Annotated in this window: 18 protein-coding genes; 1 reads left to right on the plus strand and 17 read right to left on the minus strand. The window is 71.7% G+C overall.

What is annotated here, in order from left to right; translation table 11 throughout:
• The 12 genes from nuoE to V6U82_RS21995 form a co-directional block, all read right to left on the minus strand.
• Window positions 1–1,066, minus strand: a 1,066-nt coding sequence (nuoE, locus tag V6U82_RS21940) for an NADH-quinone oxidoreductase subunit NuoE (protein WP_334464082.1), incomplete at its 3' end; no start/stop codon positions are given.
• Window positions 1,063–2,388, minus strand: a complete 1,326-nt coding sequence (locus V6U82_RS21945; protein WP_334464085.1) for an NADH-quinone oxidoreductase subunit D — start codon at window positions 2,386–2,388, stop codon at window positions 1,063–1,065. The genes V6U82_RS21945 and nuoE, both read right to left, overlap by 4 nt.
• Window positions 2,385–3,119, minus strand: a complete 735-nt coding sequence (locus tag V6U82_RS21950; RefSeq protein WP_128138195.1) for an NADH-quinone oxidoreductase subunit C — start codon at window positions 3,117–3,119, stop codon at window positions 2,385–2,387. The genes V6U82_RS21945 and V6U82_RS21950 overlap by 4 nt, the downstream gene beginning before the upstream one ends.
• Window positions 3,116–3,796: a NuoB/complex I 20 kDa subunit family protein gene (locus V6U82_RS21955; RefSeq protein WP_013283602.1), complete on the minus strand. Its 681-nt coding sequence runs from the start codon at window positions 3,794–3,796 to the stop codon at window positions 3,116–3,118. The genes V6U82_RS21950 and V6U82_RS21955 overlap by 4 nt, the downstream gene beginning before the upstream one ends.
• Window positions 3,797–3,807: 11 nt before the next feature.
• Window positions 3,808–4,173 (minus strand): NADH-quinone oxidoreductase subunit A, encoded by a 366-nt coding sequence (locus V6U82_RS21960; RefSeq protein WP_013283601.1) that lies wholly within the window; start codon window positions 4,171–4,173, stop codon window positions 3,808–3,810.
• 134 nt (window positions 4,174–4,307) lie between these two features.
• A complete protein-coding gene (locus tag V6U82_RS21965) occupies window positions 4,308–5,582 on the minus strand; it encodes a geranylgeranyl reductase family protein (RefSeq protein WP_030273587.1) in 1,275 nt (424 codons plus the stop codon).
• 134 nt (window positions 5,583–5,716) lie between these two features.
• The gene (locus tag V6U82_RS21970) at window positions 5,717–5,935 is read right to left on the minus strand and encodes a hypothetical protein (RefSeq protein ID WP_128138197.1); all 219 of its coding nucleotides are present in this window, start codon (window positions 5,933–5,935) and stop codon (window positions 5,717–5,719) included.
• A gap of 74 nt (window positions 5,936–6,009) precedes the next feature.
• Entirely contained in the window at window positions 6,010–6,720 is a 711-nt protein-coding gene (locus tag V6U82_RS21975; RefSeq protein WP_013283598.1) for a demethylmenaquinone methyltransferase, read from the minus strand.
• 98 nt (window positions 6,721–6,818) lie between these two features.
• The gene (locus V6U82_RS21980; protein ID WP_334464095.1) at window positions 6,819–8,078 is read right to left on the minus strand and encodes a cell wall anchor protein; all 1,260 of its coding nucleotides are present in this window, start codon (window positions 8,076–8,078) and stop codon (window positions 6,819–6,821) included.
• A 425-nt stretch (window positions 8,079–8,503) separates the two neighbouring features.
• Complete coding sequence (gene mqnC / locus V6U82_RS21985; RefSeq protein ID WP_334464097.1) at window positions 8,504–9,694, minus strand: cyclic dehypoxanthinyl futalosine synthase; 1,191 nt, start codon at window positions 9,692–9,694, stop codon at window positions 8,504–8,506.
• Window positions 9,695–9,767: 73 nt separating this feature from the next.
• Entirely contained in the window at window positions 9,768–10,178 is a 411-nt protein-coding gene (locus V6U82_RS21990; RefSeq protein ID WP_128137405.1) for a type II toxin-antitoxin system VapC family toxin, read from the minus strand.
• A complete protein-coding gene (locus tag V6U82_RS21995; protein WP_128137404.1) occupies window positions 10,175–10,453 on the minus strand; it encodes a type II toxin-antitoxin system Phd/YefM family antitoxin in 279 nt (92 codons plus the stop codon). The genes V6U82_RS21990 and V6U82_RS21995 overlap by 4 nt, the downstream gene beginning before the upstream one ends.
• Before the next feature lie 104 nt (window positions 10,454–10,557).
• On the opposite strand from V6U82_RS21995, the gene V6U82_RS22000 reads away from it, so the two are divergent.
• Window positions 10,558–11,199 carry a hypothetical protein gene (locus V6U82_RS22000; protein ID WP_334464101.1) on the plus strand — a complete coding sequence of 214 codons (642 nt, stop codon included), beginning with the start codon at window positions 10,558–10,560 and terminating at the stop codon, window positions 11,197–11,199.
• A 12-nt stretch (window positions 11,200–11,211) separates the two neighbouring features.
• Here V6U82_RS22000 and paaE read toward each other — a convergent pair whose 3' ends face one another.
• From paaE to paaA, 5 genes are read right to left on the minus strand one after another with little or no spacing between them, the layout of a single operon-like run.
• Window positions 11,212–12,324: a 1,2-phenylacetyl-CoA epoxidase subunit PaaE gene (paaE, locus tag V6U82_RS22005; RefSeq protein ID WP_334464103.1), complete on the minus strand. Its 1,113-nt coding sequence runs from the start codon at window positions 12,322–12,324 to the stop codon at window positions 11,212–11,214.
• A complete protein-coding gene (gene paaD, locus V6U82_RS22010; RefSeq protein ID WP_334464235.1) occupies window positions 12,321–12,797 on the minus strand; it encodes a 1,2-phenylacetyl-CoA epoxidase subunit PaaD in 477 nt (158 codons plus the stop codon). Before paaD ends, paaE begins: the two co-directional genes overlap by 4 nt.
• On the minus strand, window positions 12,791–13,549 hold the full coding sequence (gene paaC / locus V6U82_RS22015; protein ID WP_436836957.1) for a 1,2-phenylacetyl-CoA epoxidase subunit PaaC: 759 nt from the start codon (window positions 13,547–13,549) through the stop codon (window positions 12,791–12,793). The genes paaD and paaC overlap by 7 nt, the downstream gene beginning before the upstream one ends.
• Window positions 13,550–13,569: 20 nt before the next feature.
• A complete protein-coding gene (gene paaB, locus V6U82_RS22020) occupies window positions 13,570–13,914 on the minus strand; it encodes a 1,2-phenylacetyl-CoA epoxidase subunit PaaB (RefSeq protein WP_442933456.1) in 345 nt (114 codons plus the stop codon).
• 53 nt (window positions 13,915–13,967) lie between these two features.
• Complete coding sequence (gene paaA / locus V6U82_RS22025) at window positions 13,968–15,032, minus strand: 1,2-phenylacetyl-CoA epoxidase subunit PaaA (RefSeq protein WP_334464105.1); 1,065 nt, start codon at window positions 15,030–15,032, stop codon at window positions 13,968–13,970.
• Window positions 15,033–15,212: the final 180 nt, after the last annotated feature.

Genomic DNA, 15,212 nt, shown 5'->3' on the forward strand with positions numbered 1-15,212 from the left:
CCGCCGGGTCGGCGCCGCCCGCGCCCGTACCGGACTCCGCTTCCTTGAGGTTGCGCCCCTGCGCGCCGGCCGCGCCGCCGGCGGGCTTGCCGTCGCCGGCCGGCGGGTTCGCCGCCGCGCCGGCCGCCTCGGCCGCCCGCGCGTCGCGGGGCGCCGGGGCCGGGCCGTCCACCGGCATCTTCGTGCCGGGCGCGTCGGGCACCGCGGTGCTCGCGTCCGGCTGCCGGGTCTCGGCGGTACGCACCTGCGGCGACTTGGCGTCCGGCGCCTTGACGTCCGGCGCGGTGCTGCCGGTGGCCGCCTCCGGCTTGGCCGGCTGGGGCGCGGGGGCCGGCTTCGCGGCCTCGGCCTTCGCCTTCTCCTCGGCGGCGGCCCGGTCGGCCTCGGCCTTGCTGCGGATCGGCGTCCTCGGGTCGAAGCCCGGCACCGAGACGCCGTGCTGCTCGGCCAGGCGCAGGCCGCGCAGGCTGGGCTCGCCCGGCCCGCCGTCGGCCACCGCGCCGTCGCGCTCGTCGGCGAAACCGGCGAGCTGGACCGCCATCTCCTTGAGCGTGCAGAGCCGCGCCCCGCGGGTCGGCATCGGCCGGCCGCCGGCGCGCAGCTCCTCGACCACGTCGAGCGCGGCCTGCGGCTCCACGTTGTCGAAGAAGTCGTAGTTGACGGTCATCACCGGGCCGTAGTCGCACGCCGCCAGGCACTCGGCGTGCTCCAGGGTGATCTTCCCGTCGGCGGTGGTCTCCTCGTGCCCGACGCCGAGGTGCTCGGCGAGGGTGTCGTAGACCTTCTGCCCGCCGAGCACGTCGCACATCGTGTTGGTGCAGACGCTCACCAGGTAGTCACCGGTGGGCTTGCGCTTGTACATGGTGTAGAAGGTGGCGACGGCGCCGACCTGGGCCTTGTTGAGCCCGAGCACCTCGGCGCAGAACTCGACCCCGGCCGGGGAGACGTAGCCCTCCTCGGACTGGACCAGGTGCAGCAGCGGCAGCAGCGCCGAGCGGGACCGGTCCGCCGGGTACCGGGCGATGATCTCCCGCGCCCGGGCGCGAGTCGTTTCGGAAAAGCTCATCGGTCACAACCACCCATCACGGGGTCCAGCGAGGCGCCGCCGGCGATCACGTCGGCGATCAGGCCGCCCTCGGCCATCGCCGGGAGGGCCTGGAGGTTGACGAAGCTCGGCTCCCGGTAGTGCACCCGGTAGGGCCGGGTGCCGCCGTCGGACACCGCGTGCACGCCCAGCTCGCCGCGGGGCGACTCGATGCCGACGTACACCTGGCCCGGCGGAACCCGGAAGCCCTCGGTGACGAGCTTGAAGTGGTGGATCAGCGACTCCATGGACTGACCCATGATCTTGGCGACGTGCTCCAGCGAGTTGCCCATGCCGTCCACGCCGATGGCGAGCTGCGCCGGCCAGGCGATCTTCTTGTCGGACACCATCACCGGGCCGGGCTTCAGGCGGTCCAGCGCCTGCTCGATCAGCTTCAGCGACTCGCGGATCTCCGCCACCCGCACCAGGTAGCGGCCCCACACGTCACCGTCGGTGTGCGTCGGCACGTCGAACTCGTACGTCTCGTAACCGCAGTACGGCATCGTCTTGCGCAGGTCCCAGGCGAGGCCCGCGGACCGCAGCACCGGGCCGGTGACGCCGAGCGCCATGCAGGCGGTCACGTCGAGCACCGCCACGTGCTGCGTACGCTCCAGCCAGATCGGCTGGCCGGACAGCAGGTTCTCGTACTCCTTGAGCCGCTTCGGCATCAGCTTGAGGAAGTCGCGGATCTTGCGGATCGCGTCGTCCGGCACGTCCTGCGCCACACCGCCCGGCCGCACGTACGCGTGGTTCATCCGCAGGCCGGTGATGGTCTCGAAGATGTCGAGGACGTACTCCCGCTCGCGGAAGCCGTACAGCATCATGTTGATCGCGCCCAGCTCCATGGCGGTGGTCGCCAGCCAGACCAGGTGCGACGAGACGCGGTTGAGCTCCATCATCAGCACGCGGATGGTGGTGGCCCGCTCGGTGATGTCGTCGGTGATGCCGAGCAGCTTCTCCACCGCGAGCGCGTACGCCGTCTCGTTGAACAGCGGCGAGAGGTAGTCCATCCGGGTCACGAACGTCGAGCCCTGGACCCAGTTGCGGTACTCCAGGTTCTTCTCGATGCCGGTGTGCAGGTAGCCGATGACCGAGCGGGCCTCGCGGACCGTCTCGCCCTCCAGCTCCAGGACCAGCCGGAGCACGCCGTGGGTGGACGGGTGCTGCGGGCCCATGTTGACGACGATCCGCTCGTCGTTGATCGGGTCCGTGCCGGAGACGACCTCGTCCCAGTCCCCGCCGGTGACGGTGAAGACCTTGCCCTCGGTCGTCTCGCGCTCGGTCGCGTAGTTCGACGTGGTCATTGGTACGACCTCCTACGGTCCGGCGGGGGGATCTCCGCACCCTTGTACTCGACGGGGACGCCGCCCAGCGGGTAGTCCTTGCGCTGCGGGTGCCCCTCCCAGTCGTCCGGCATGAGGATCCGGGTCAGGGCGGGGTGGCCGTCGAAGACGACGCCGAACATGTCGTACGTCTCCCGCTCCTGCCAGTCGGCGGTCGGGTAGACGGCGGTGACACTCGGGACGTTCGGCTCCTCGGCGGAGACCGCCACCTCCAGCCGGACGCTGCGCCGGTAGGTCATCGAGGTGAGCTGGTAGACCACGTGCAGGCGGCGCTCCGCGCCCAGGTAGTCCACGCCGGACACCGACGAGAGCAGCTCGAAGCGCAGCGCGAGGTCGTCGCGCATCACCTGGCAGACCTCGGCGATCCGCTCCGGGCGGACGTGCAGGGTCAGCTCGCCCCGGTCGACCACGACCTTCTCGATCGCGTCGCCGAAGTCCGGGTACGCCTCCTCCAGCGCGTCCCGCACCTCGTCGAAGTAGCTCCCGTACGGCCGGGCCGCCTCCTCGATCGGCTTGCGCTGGCGGACCAGGCCGCCGTAGCCGGAGACGTCACCGGTGCCCTGGTTGCCGAACATGCCCCGGCCGGCCGGGCTGGCCGGGGGGTACTCCGCCGGGGCGGTGGAGCTGGCACCGGCCGGGGTGGTGGGTACCGGCACCCCGCCGTCGTTGTTCTTGTCGTTCGGTGCGGTCATTTCGGGCCCCTATGCGACGCCTGAAGGTGGTTCTGCGCCTTCATCCAGTTCTCGATCCGAAGCTGCTCCTCGCGCCCCTCGCGGACCGCCTTCGTCCACTCGGCACGCCGGGCCTTGTCGCTGCGGTACGACGAGGGCATCGAGCCGTACGGCACCACCGGCACGTCACCGCGCGCCTGGCGGGCCTCCAGCATCTTGCGGCCGTTCGGGCCCAGCGGCTCGTGCATGATCTTCTCGCGCAGCTTGAGCACCGCGTCGATGAGCATCTCCGGCCGGGGCGGGCAGCCGGGGAGGTACATGTCGACCGGGACGACGTGGTCGACGCCCTGCACGATGGCGTAGTTGTTGAACATGCCGCCGCTGCTGGCGCAGACGCCCATCGAGATGACCCAGCGGGGCTCGGCCATCTGGTCGTAGATCTGGCGCAGGACCGGGGCCATCTTCTGGCTCACCCGGCCGGCCACGATCATCAGGTCCGCCTGGCGGGGCGAGGCGCGGAAGACCTCCATGCCCCAGCGGCCCATGTCGTAGTGCGGGCCGCCCGCCGCCATCATCTCGATGGCGCAGCAGGCCAGACCGAACGTGGCGCCCCAGACCGAGGTCTTCCGCGTCCAGTTGACCAGCTTCTCGACGCTGGTGAGCAGGACGCCGGAGGGGAGCTTCTCCTCGATGCCCATCTGCTACCTCCTCAGTCCCAGTCCAGGCCGCCGCGACGCCACACATAGGCGTACGCGACGAAGACCGCGACGATGAACAGGACCATCTCCACGAAGCCGAAGATCGGCAGGGCGTCGAAGGAGACCGCCCAGGGGTAGAGGAAGATGATCTCGATGTCGAAGACGATGAAGAGCATCGCCGTCAGGTAGAACTTGATCGGGAACCGGCCGCCGCCGACCGGCTGCGGGCTCGGCTCGATGCCACACTCGTACGCCTCGAGCTTGGCCTTGTTCAGACGCCGCGGGCCGGCGAGTCGGGCAGCGGCCACGGAGAACAGCGCGAACGCCGCAGCGAGGGCGAACAGCCCGATGATGGGTGCGTAAGGAGAGAGCGTCATCGTTGTCCCCTGCTCGTCCTTCCCTGACCTCGGTGGTTGGCCAAAATCACACTATTCACGTCCCTCACGACCTCGGTCGGCGGGGGTCGATCTCTGTCCGGCTCGTGGGCGTTCGGCCCCGGGCCGGTCGTCTCCTACACGGCCGGGGCCACCTTCGTCATCGCGTTGATGACCCGGTCCATCGCGTCCCCGCCGCGCGGGTCGGTCAGGTTGGCCAGCAGCTTGAGCACGAAGCGCATGAGCATCGGGTGCGGCATGCCGTGCTTGGTGGCCATCCGCATGATCTCGGGCCGGCCGATGAGCTTCACGAAGACGCCGCCGAGACGGTAGTAGCCGCCGAAGCGGGCCTTCAGCTCCTGCGGGTACGCCATCAGCGCCCGCTCCCGTTCCGCGCCGGCCGGGCGGGCGAGCGCCTGCACGACGACTTCCGCGGCCATCTCGCCGGACTCCATCGCGTACGCGATGCCCTCGCCGTTGAACGGGTTGACCATGCCGCCGGAGTCGCCGACGAGCAGGACGCCGCGGGTGTAGTGCGGTACCCGGTTGAAGCCCATCGGCAGCGCGGCGCCGAGGATCGGACCCTCCGCGTTGGACTCGTCGGTCATCCCCCAGTCCTCCGGGGTGTTCGCGAGCCAGTCGGTGAGCAGCTTGCGGTAGTTCGTCTTGCCGAACGCCGAGGAGGAGTTGAGCACGCCCAGGCCGACGTTCACCCGGCCGTCGCCGAGGCCGAAGATCCAGCCGTAGCCGGGCAGCAGCGCGTCGCTGCCCTTGGCCCGCAGCTCCAGCCAGGACTCCAGGTAGTCGTCGTCGTGCTTGGCGGGCGAGCGGTAGTAGCGGCGGACGGCCACGCCGATCGGGCGGTCCTCCCGCTTGGCCAGTCCGAGGGCGAGCGGGAAGCGGCCGGAGACGCCGTCGGCGGCGACCACGAGCGGCGCGTGGAACGTGGCGGGTTCCTTGTCCGGGCCGACCTCGGCCTGCACACCGATCACCCGGTCGTCGGCGCCGAGCACCGGACCGAGGACGTTGACGCTGGTCTGCAGCTTCGCCCCGGCGGCGACCGCACGCTGGGCGAGCAGGTCGTCGAAGTCGAGCCGGGTGCGCACCAGGCCGTAGTTGGGGAAGCTGGCCAGGTCGGGCCAGTCCAGCTCCAGGCGTATGCCGCCGCCGATCACCCGCAGGCCCTTGTTGTGCAGCCAGCCCGCCTCGGGCGAGGTGTCCACGCCCATCCGGATCAGCTGCCGCACGGCGCGGGGCGTGAGCCCGTCGCCGCAGACCTTCTCCCGGGGAAATTCCGTCTTCTCCAGCAGCAGCACGCGTACGCCGTGCCGCGCCAGGTGGTACGCCGTGGCCGATCCTCCGGGACCGGCGCCCACGACGATGACGTCGGCGTCGTTCTCCACCGCGGTCATCCGCGCCTCCTCCCGCATGCTCGTGAAATGCTTCACAAGCCGATCCGGTTGGAGTCTATGACCGGCGTTACACCAGTACGCGCTGAGGGGGGCCTAACTTCGCGGAAACGCGCCGGTAAGAGCGTCGAGACCGGTCAGGGGCGCGCCCGCGCGGCCGGTCCGAGCCCGGCGTCGAGCCGGATGGCCTCGGGCAGATGGTCGCGCAACGCGCCACCGGCGGCCCGGTCCAGCGCGGCCAGCACCTCGGCGACGACCTGCCGGACATCGGCGGGATCCGCGCCGGCCAGCTCGCGGAGCTGCGCGATCAGCTCGGCGGCGTCGTCGTCGGTGGCGACCTGGTCTGATCCCGTCATGGGGGCGAGCCTACGGGACAAAGTAGACCAGAATCGGATATTCACGAAATGACCAGCGCCCGCTGGCCGGACGGTCAGTTTCGGACGGCCCGGTGCAGCGCCACGACGCCGCCGGTCAGGTTGCGCCACGCCACCCGGCCCCAGCCGGCCGCGCCGATCCGCGCGGCCAGCGCCGCCTGGTCCGGCCAGGCCCGGATCGACTCGGCCAGGTAGACGTAGGCGTCCGGGTTGCTCGACACCGCGCGGGCCACCGCCGGCAACGACCGCATCAGGTACGACAGGTAGACGGTGCGGAACGCCGGATTCACCGGAGTGCTGAACTCGCAGACCACCAGCCGCCCGCCCGGCCGGGTCACCCGGGCCAGCTCGGCCAGCGCCGCGTCGGTGTCGTTGACGTTGCGCAGCGCGAAGGAGATGGTCACCGCGTCGAAGCTGGCGTCGGCGAACGGCAACCGCAGCGCGTCCCCGGCCAGCAGCGGCACCGACGGGCGGGTGCGCTTACCGGCGTGAAGCATGCCCAGCGACAGGTCCGCGCCGACCGCGTACGCCCCGGAGTGGGCCAGTTCCTCGGTCGACACACCGGTGCCGGCGCCCACGTCCAGCACCCGCTCGCCCGGCCGCAGTCCGAGCGCCGCCCGGGTGGCCCGCCGCCACGACCGGTCCTGACCGAACGACAGGACGGTGTTCGTCAGGTCGTAGCGGGCGGCGACGCCGTCGAACATCGCGGCGACCTCGTGCGGCTGCTTGTCCAGGCTGGCGCGCTGGCCCTGCGGGGTACGGCTCACCCCTCCACTCTGCCAGCCGCGCCGCCCCCGCCTCCCCTCGGGTACGCGACAGGGCGAGGTGGTCACCCACCCCGCCCTGGTCGCGTGTCGGTTCCCGGTCAGTCGCCGGCGCGCTCCTCGCCGGGAGCCACCAGGACCACCTTGCGGCGGCGGGACAGCATCATCAGCGCCGCGCCGGCCGCGAGCACTGCCGCGCCGATGCCGCCGATCAGGCCGACCTGCATACCGGTCACCGGCAGGCCGCCGTCGCCGGTGCCGCCACCCGCACCGCCACCGGCGGTCGGGGTCGGCACCGCCGTCGCGTCACCGGTCGGCGTCGGCTGGGCGGTCGGCGTCGAGGTCGGGCCGGCGGTCGGCGTCGGGCTCGGGGTCGACTGCGGGCTCTGGTCGACGAAGACGTCGAACTGGGCGGTGTTGTCGCCGTCGTCGGTCTCGGCGAACGCGCGCCGCTGCGCCGAGCTGGCGGCCCGCGGCTCCTCCTCCGGCGTGCCGGTGGCGGCGTCCAGGCCGGCGGCCCAGACGAAGCCCGGCCGGAGCAGCTTCTCGGTCACGTCCGCGCCGACCTTCACCCGGACGTCGGCGGTGTAGTACTGGCCGGGCTCGAGCACCGCGCCCAGGTCCTCGCAGTACGCGTTGGCGAAGCCGCCCAGGTCCTGCTCGACGCAGCCCTCGGGCAGCTTGGCGAAGGTGACGCCGGCCGGCAGCGTGATCCCGTAGCTGACGCCGGTGGCGCGCTTGCTGCCGTCGTTGAACACGGCCCAGTCCAGCGGCGCGGTCTCGCCCGGCCGGACCGGGCGCAGGCCCGCCTCACCGGCGTCGTCGCCGTCCACGGTCACGCCGGCGTACACGTCCTGGACCCAGGTGGTGAGGTCGTAGCCGGGCTCGGTGACGGTGATGTCGTGGTCGACCGTGTCGAGCACGCCGGTGCCGTTCGCCGCGCTGATCGAGACCGTGAGCGTGCCGGCCGCACCCTTGCCGCCGGTGGAGAACAGCGGGAGGCCGAAGTCCTCAGTGGTGCCGGCGGGCAGGTCGCCGAGCAGGCACGAGAAGGTGGTGCCGCGGATGTCGCAGCCGGCCGGGACCAGCACGCCGACCTTGGCGGTCTTGAGGCCCTTCGTCTCGACGGTGACCCGGACGCCCTTCGCGTCGACGGTCCCCAGGGTGTTGTTCACCTGGAACTTGAACGGCTTGGCCTTCGCCTCGGTGACGCCCTTGGCGAGCTGGTAGCTGAGCGGGACGAGCTGGAGGTCGGCCTTGTCGGCGGCCTGTGCCGGGCCGGCGGCGGCGCCGAGACCGGCGGTGGAGAGCAGGGCCACGACGCCGGCGCGGGCCAGCGTGGACCGGTAGCGGAAGGTCATTGTTCCCCCGGGGGTAGGGACACGTGATCACGTACCGAACGAACGGACGGTACCGGAGCGACGCGTCGTCACGCCACCGCCCGGCGGCGGGAATTCCCATCGATCCCGGCAGACGGCAGGGGCGGGATGGTCACCCATCCCGCCCCTGCCGCGGTGCGTTATGTGAACGGCCCTCATGGGCCGATGGAGGACGACGGTCCGACGGACGCCGCAAGCGTAATGGCGTCGTCGGCTCACCGGGCCGTGCTCGACCGGGTCGCCGCCGACCTGTTACCTGCCTGCTCGCGGCCCGGATCGGTGGTGTCGCGCGGGCAGGCTAGCCGCCGGTGATCAAGCAGGTGAAGACCCCTGGCGCAAGCTTCACCGGAAACGGGCGGAGCTCCGGCCGCACGACGAACGCCGACCGGCCGAACGGCGGAACCGGGTCAGTTGACCTCGACCAGCGGCAGCGACTTCCCGGCGCCGCCGCCGGGCAGGGCGATCGACGAGAAGTGCGAGACCACCCGGTCGTCGCTCGGGTCGTCGGCGGGCGTGTGGTGCACCGCGAGCCGGTTGTAGAGCGTGTCCCGCTGGGCCGGGATCCGGTCGGCCGACCGGATCATGCCGATCAGCTCGTGCAGGTTCGACCGGTGCCGGGCGCCGGCCGAGGAGATGACGTTCTCCTCCAACATGATCGAGCCGAGGTCGTCCACGCCCATGTGCAACGCGAGCTGCCCGACGTCCTTGCCGGTGGTCAGCCAGGACGCCTGGAGGTGCGGGACCGTCTCGAAGAACAGGCGGGCCACCGCGACCAGGCGCAGGTACTCCAGCGTGGTCGCCTGGGTCCGGCCCTTCAGGTGGTTGTTCTCCGGCTGGTACGTCCACGGGATGAAGGCCCGGAAACCGCGGGTGCGGTCCTGCACGTCGCGGATCATCCGCAGGTGCTCGATGCGCTCGGCGTTCGTCTCGCCGGTGCCCATCATCATGGTGGCGGTCGACTCCAGGCCCTGCCGGTGCGCCAGCTCCATGACCTCCAGCCAGCGGGCGCCGGACTCCTTCAGCGGCGCGATCGCCTTGCGCGGCCGGTCCGGCAGCATCTCGGCGCCCGCACCGGCGATCGAGTCCAGCCCGGCGGCCTTGATCCGGGCGATGGCCTCGTCCAGGCTCACGCCGGAGACCTTGGCCATGTGCAGGATCTCGCTCGGACCGATCGAGTGGATGGCGAGCTGCGGGTACGCCTTCTTGACCGAGGAGAACAGCTCCTCGTAGTACTCGACGCCGTAGTCCGGGTGGTGCCCGCCCTGGAGCATGACCTGGGTGGCGCCCAGCTCGACCGCCTCGCCGCAACGGCGCAGGATCTCCTCGGTCGGGTGGGTCCAGCCCTCCTTGTGCTTGGGGGCCCGGTAGAACGCGCAGAACTTGCACGCCGTCACGCAGACGTTCGTGTAGTTGATGTTGCGGTCGATCAGGTACGTGACGACGTTGTCCGGGTAGCGGCGCCGCCGTACCGCGTCGGCCGCCTCGCCCAGCGCGTGGAAGGGCGCGTCGGTGTAGAGCAGCAGCGCCTCCTCGGGCGTGATCCGCCCGCCGTCCGCGCCGCGTTGCAGGATGTCGTCGATCTCCCGGTTCGCCGTCACATCCCCGAGCGTACGTCGCGGGCCCGACGGCGGTAAACGCCACTCCTCACCCGGTGACGAGAGACCCACCTGGTCAGGGCATGCCCGGACTGGCCACCGGCAGCCCGATCGCCCTGGCCGCCTCCAGCAGCCGCTTGTCGTACGTGACGAACGCGACGAACTCGGCCGCTGCCTGCCGGGCCAGCACCTCGGCGGTCGCGAGATGGACGGCGTCCAGGCTGCGCAGAATCGGCTCCGGATACGCGCCCGCTGTCGCCCGGACCGTGGCGTCGATCTCGACCCGGTAGAGACGTCCCAGCACCGAGGGGACACCCACCAGCGCCTGTGGAGCGGCACGACGCAACGCCCGTGGCACCTCCACCTCGACGAGAGCCGACGACACCAGGGCGGTGCCGGCGCGCTCGTTCAGCCAGCCGAGCAGATCCGGCGTCTCCGCCTCCCGCCGCAGCATCTTGATGACCGCCGCCGAGTCGAGGTAGATCACCAGCGCTCCTCGTCGCGCGCCTCGACCAGCGCGGCTGCGGCGTCCACCGTGGGATCCCCGAGCACCGGCGGCATCGGGACCGGGCCGATTGCGGTCGGGGCCGTAGCCCGGCCCTCGGCCACCAACCGGCCGAGGAGCGCGTCGCCGGCCAGCACCGGGACGAGACGGGCGATCGGCTCACCCCGATCGGTCACCTCGACCGTCTCACCGGCGCGCACCCGCGCCAGCACCCGGCTGGTGTGCTGGTTCAGCTCCCGGACGGCGATCTGCTCCATGAGCCAAGTGTAGGACGCAACGTTCTACGTGTCACGGATGGTGGTCGACCCGAAACGCCACTCCGGAAAGCGGAGCGCTGGCGTCGCCCACCTACGCTCTCGGCGTGTCAGTCGTATCCACTCCCGTACGCGTGGCCGGTGCCCGCTCCGCCCTCTGGTCCCTCACGATGACCGCCGTCCTTGTCGGCTTCGGCCTCGCCGTGATCGCCGTGACCGCGGTGGTCGGCCACCTCACCGTGGGACTGCCGATCGCGGTGCCGATCTGCGTCGGCGTGGTCGGCTGCCTCGCCTTCGCGGTCGGCCTGCGCCTGCTGCACCGGGGCTGGTGGCTGACTTTCCTGTCGGTGGTACCGGCCCTGTTCGTGCTGGTGGGCGCCGTGCAGCTCGCCCCGGAGTCGGTGCTCCGGGAGCGCGGCGTCGCCCAGCAGGTCACCATCACCGACGTGCAGACGGTCGGCAAGCGGCACGAGTTCGCCCTCCAGGGCGACACCGGCCTGCTCGACGAGCCGCTGGTCTACCGGGGCAGCTCCCCCGGCTACCGGGTCGGCCAGCGGCTGACGGTGCTCGTCGACCCGCGGGGCGAGGTGGAACTGACCGACGCGCGGGACGTGGACCCGGACGGAAAGCGGGGCATGCTCGTGTTCGGCGCGGCGGGATGGGCCCTGTTCGCTCTCGTCGGCGGATGGCGCGGCCACGTCAGCCGGGCCCGTGGCCGCGCGGCGACGGCACCGCCGGTGGTCATCTGACCGGCGGCGCCCCTACGCGTCGTAGTCGACTGTCAGTTCGTCGGTGACCGGGCTGGACTGGCAGGTCAGCACGTAACCGGCGGCGACCTCGTCGGGCTCCAGCGCGTAGTTGCGCGCCATCGTCACCTCACCGGCTGTCACCTTGGCCCGGCAGGTCGAGCACACGCCGCCCTTGCAGGCGTACGGCAACTCGCCGCGCACCCGCAGAGCCGCGTCGAGCACCCGCTCGTCCCGGCCCATCGTGAAACTGGACGAGCGCCCGTCCAGCAGGATCGTCACCTCGGTGCCGGTCCCGGGCCGGTCGGCCTCGCGCCGGACCGGCTCCGGCGGGACGTCGACGTGGAACAGCTCGGTGTGCACCGCCGCGTCCGGCACGCCGCGACCCGCGAGCACCGCCTTGGCGTCCACCACCATGCCGTACGGGCCGCAGAGGAACCACTCCTCGATCTCGTCACCGGGTACGAGAGTGTCGAGCAGCCGGGTCAGCCGGTCGGCGTCGATCCGCCCGGACAGCAGCGCGGACTCACCCATCTCCCGGGACAGCACGTGCACCAGGTGCAGCCGGGTCGGGTAGCGGTCCTTCAGGTCGGCCAGCTCCTCGGCGAACATCACCGAGTTCGCCGTGCGGTTGCCGTACACGAGCGTGAACGTGCTGCGCGGCTCGGTGGCCAGCGCGGTCGCGGCCAGCCCGAGGACCGGGGTGATGCCGGAACCGGCGACCACCGCGCCGTACCGGCGGACCCGGTCCGGGGTGAACGCCGAGGTGAAGTGGCCCAGCGGCGGCAGCACCTCGACGGTGTCGCCGCCACGAAGCGCGCCGCAGGCGTACGCGGAGAACGCCCCACCCGGAACCTCACGCACCCCGATCCGCAACCGGCCGTGCCGGGCCAGCTCGTCGGGGGTGGAGCAAATCGAGTACGACCGCCGCACCTCCTCGCCGTCGCCGTCGGCCGGGCGGCGGACGGTGAGGTGCTGCCCGGCGGAGAACGCGAACGTCTCGCGCAGCTCCTCCGGTACCGCGAACGTGATCGACACCGAGTCGTCGGTGAGCCGGTCCACGGCCGTGACGGGCAGCGGGTGGAAGACCGGCCGGCGGCGCACCGGCCGGGTGATGGTGACAGTCACAGCGCCTTCAGGTGGTCGAAGGGTTCGGAACAGGAGCGGCAGCGCCACAGCGCCTTGCACGCGGTGGAGCCGAAGCGGCTGATCTGCGTGGTTTCCGGCGACCCGCAGCGCGGACAGCGTACGGCGAGGGTCAGCGGCACCACCGTGTCGTCGCCGCGCGGCGCGGGCGGGGCGATGCCGGCGGCGGCGAGCTTGGCCCGGCCCGCCTCGGAGATCCAGTCGGTGCTCCACGCCGGGTGGTAGACGGTACGGACCTCGGCGTCCGGATGCCCGGCCGCGGCCAGCGCCCGGCGGATGTCCTCCCGGATCACGTCCATGGCCGGGCAGCCGGTGTAGGTGGGGGTGATGGTGACGACGACCCGGCCGGTGTCCGGTTCCTCGTCGACCGCGCGCAGGATGCCCAGATCGTCGATGGTGACGACCCGGATCTCCGGGTCCACCACCGCCGCCGCGGCCGCCCTGGCATTCACCAGGTGGCTCCGGGGTGGGCGCGGTGCAGCACCTGCATCTCGGCGAGCAGGTACGAGAGGTGCTCGGTGTGCAGGCCGTCCCGCCCGCCGCCGGGTGCCCAGCCGGTCTCCGGCCGGGTCAGCGTGGCCTCGTCCAGCACGGCGGACACGGTGGCGTCGAAGCCGGCCCGAAGGGTGGACGGGTCGACCGGCGCCGCCGGGTCCGGTGCGAACAGTTCGTGGACGTACGGCCACACCTGGTCGACCGCGTCCTGCATGCGCCGGTGCGACTCCTCGGTGCCGTCGCCGAGCCGCTTCACCCACAGCGCGGCGTGGTCCAGGTGGTACGCCGACTCCTTGCGCGCCTTCGCCCCGACCGCGGCCAGCCGTTCGTCGGCGCAGCCGGCCAGCGCCGTGTAGAGCGGCGACTGGTACGCGGCCAGGAAGAACAGCTTCGCCATGGTCACGCCGAAGTCGCCGTTGGGCAGCTCGACCAGGAGGCAGTTGCGGAACTCGCGGTCGTCGCGCAGGTAGGCCAGGTCGTCCTCGTCGCGGCCCGCGCCCTCCAGTTCGCCCGCGTACGTGAGCAGCAGCCGCGCCGCGCCGAGCTGATCGAGGGCGATGTTGGCGAGCGCGATGTCCTCCTCCATCTCCGGCGCGCGGGACGTCCACTCACCGAGGCGCTGCGCCGCGATGAGCGCGTCGTCGCCGATGGCCAGCGTGAAGTCGAACAACGGCACAGAGCCGCCTTCCGTTCGCGACTGCGGGGCTCGCAGGACGGGCTCACTCCTCGCGCTCACAGGTGGGCCGCCCCTTCGGGGACCTCGTAGAACGTGGGGTGGCGGTAGACCTTGTCGGCGGCCGGGTCGAAGAACGCGTCCTTCTCGTCCGGGCTGGACGCGGTGATCGCGCTCGCCGGCACCACCCAGATGGAGACGCCCTCCTGGCGGCGGGTGTAGAGATCCCGGGCGTTGCGCAGGGCCAGCTCGGCGTCGGGGGCGTGCAGGCTGCCGACGTGGGTGTGCGAGAGGCCGCGGCGGGCCCGCACGAAGACCTCCCACAGGGGAGTGGACGCGCTGTTCATGCCGAGCCGACCAGGCATGCCCTCACGGCCCTCGCTTCGCTCGGTGCGTTCGCTCATGCCGTGCTGGCCGGGCATGCCCTCACGGCCCTCGCTTCGCTCGGTGCGTTCGCTCATGCCGCTACCGCCTTTCGCTCCGCCCGCTTCGCGGCGTACGCCGCGGCGGCCTCCCGTACCCACGCGCCGTCGGCGTGCGCCTTGCGCCGGTGCGCCATGCGCTCCCGGTTGCACGGCCCGTCGCCCTTGATCACCCGCATCAGCTCGGCGTAGTCGGGCTGGGTGTAGTCGTACGCCTGCCGCTCCTCGTTCCAGCGCAGGTCCGGGTCGGGAAGGGTGAGGCCGAGCACCTCGGCCTGACCGACGCACATGTCGACGAAGCGCTGGCGCAGCTCGTCGTTGGAGAAGCGCTTGATCTTCCAGGCCATGGACTGGGCGCTGTGCGTCGAGTCGCCGTCCGGCGGGCCGAACATGGCCAGTGACGGGTACCACCAGCGGTCCACCGCGTCCTGCGCCATCGCCTTCTGCGCCGGGGTGCCGTGCGCCAGCGTGTGCAGGATCTCGTAGCCCTGCCGCTGGTGGAACGACTCCTCCTTGCAGACCCGGATCATCGCCCGGGCGTACGGCCCGTACGAGCAGCGGCACAGCGGCACCTGGTTGACGATCGCCGCGCCGTCCACGAGCCAGCCGATCGCGCCCACGTCGGCCCAGGTCAGCGTCGGGTAGTTGAAGATCGAGCTGTACTTCTGCCGCCCGTCGAGCAGCAGGTCCACCAGCTCGTCGCGACTGATCCCGAGCGTCTCGGCGGCCGCGTAGAGGTAGAGGCCGTGACCGGCCTCGTCCTGCACCTTGGCGAGCAGGATCGCCTTGCGCTTGAGCGAGGGCGCCCGGCTGATCCAGTTGCCCTCCGGCTGCATGCCGATGATCTCGGAGTGGGCGTGCTGGGCGATCTGCCGGATCAGCGTCCTGCGGTACGCCTCGGGCATCCAGTCACGGGGCTCGATCTTCTGGTCCGCGTTGATGACGTCGGCGAAGTACGCCTCGACGTCCTCGTCCGGGGCGGCACCACCCCGCCGGGCCCGCGCCGCCGCCTCGCGCAGCGCCGCCTCCGCCGCCTCCACCTCGCCGAGCAGGCCGCCGCCCGGAGCGTCCTCCGGCGGGGCGAAGTCATTGCCATACATGCAGCCAGTGTTACAGCTCGCCACGATTGACACCAGAGGGTGTAACAGGTTTCGAGGACCACCTGGCGTTACCCGACATGCGCGCGCCGCCATCGGCCCAGGTGGCTGTGATGTCGATCACTTCGAATAGAAGAAATCCCCCAAGGGCGGCAAAGCGGCTCAATATCCCGCCCACCCGAC

The sequence above is a fragment of the Micromonospora sp. CPCC 205554 genome (assembly GCF_036902745.1).
GTDB classification, from domain to species: Bacteria; Actinomycetota; Actinomycetes; order Mycobacteriales; family Micromonosporaceae; genus Micromonospora; species Micromonospora tulbaghiae.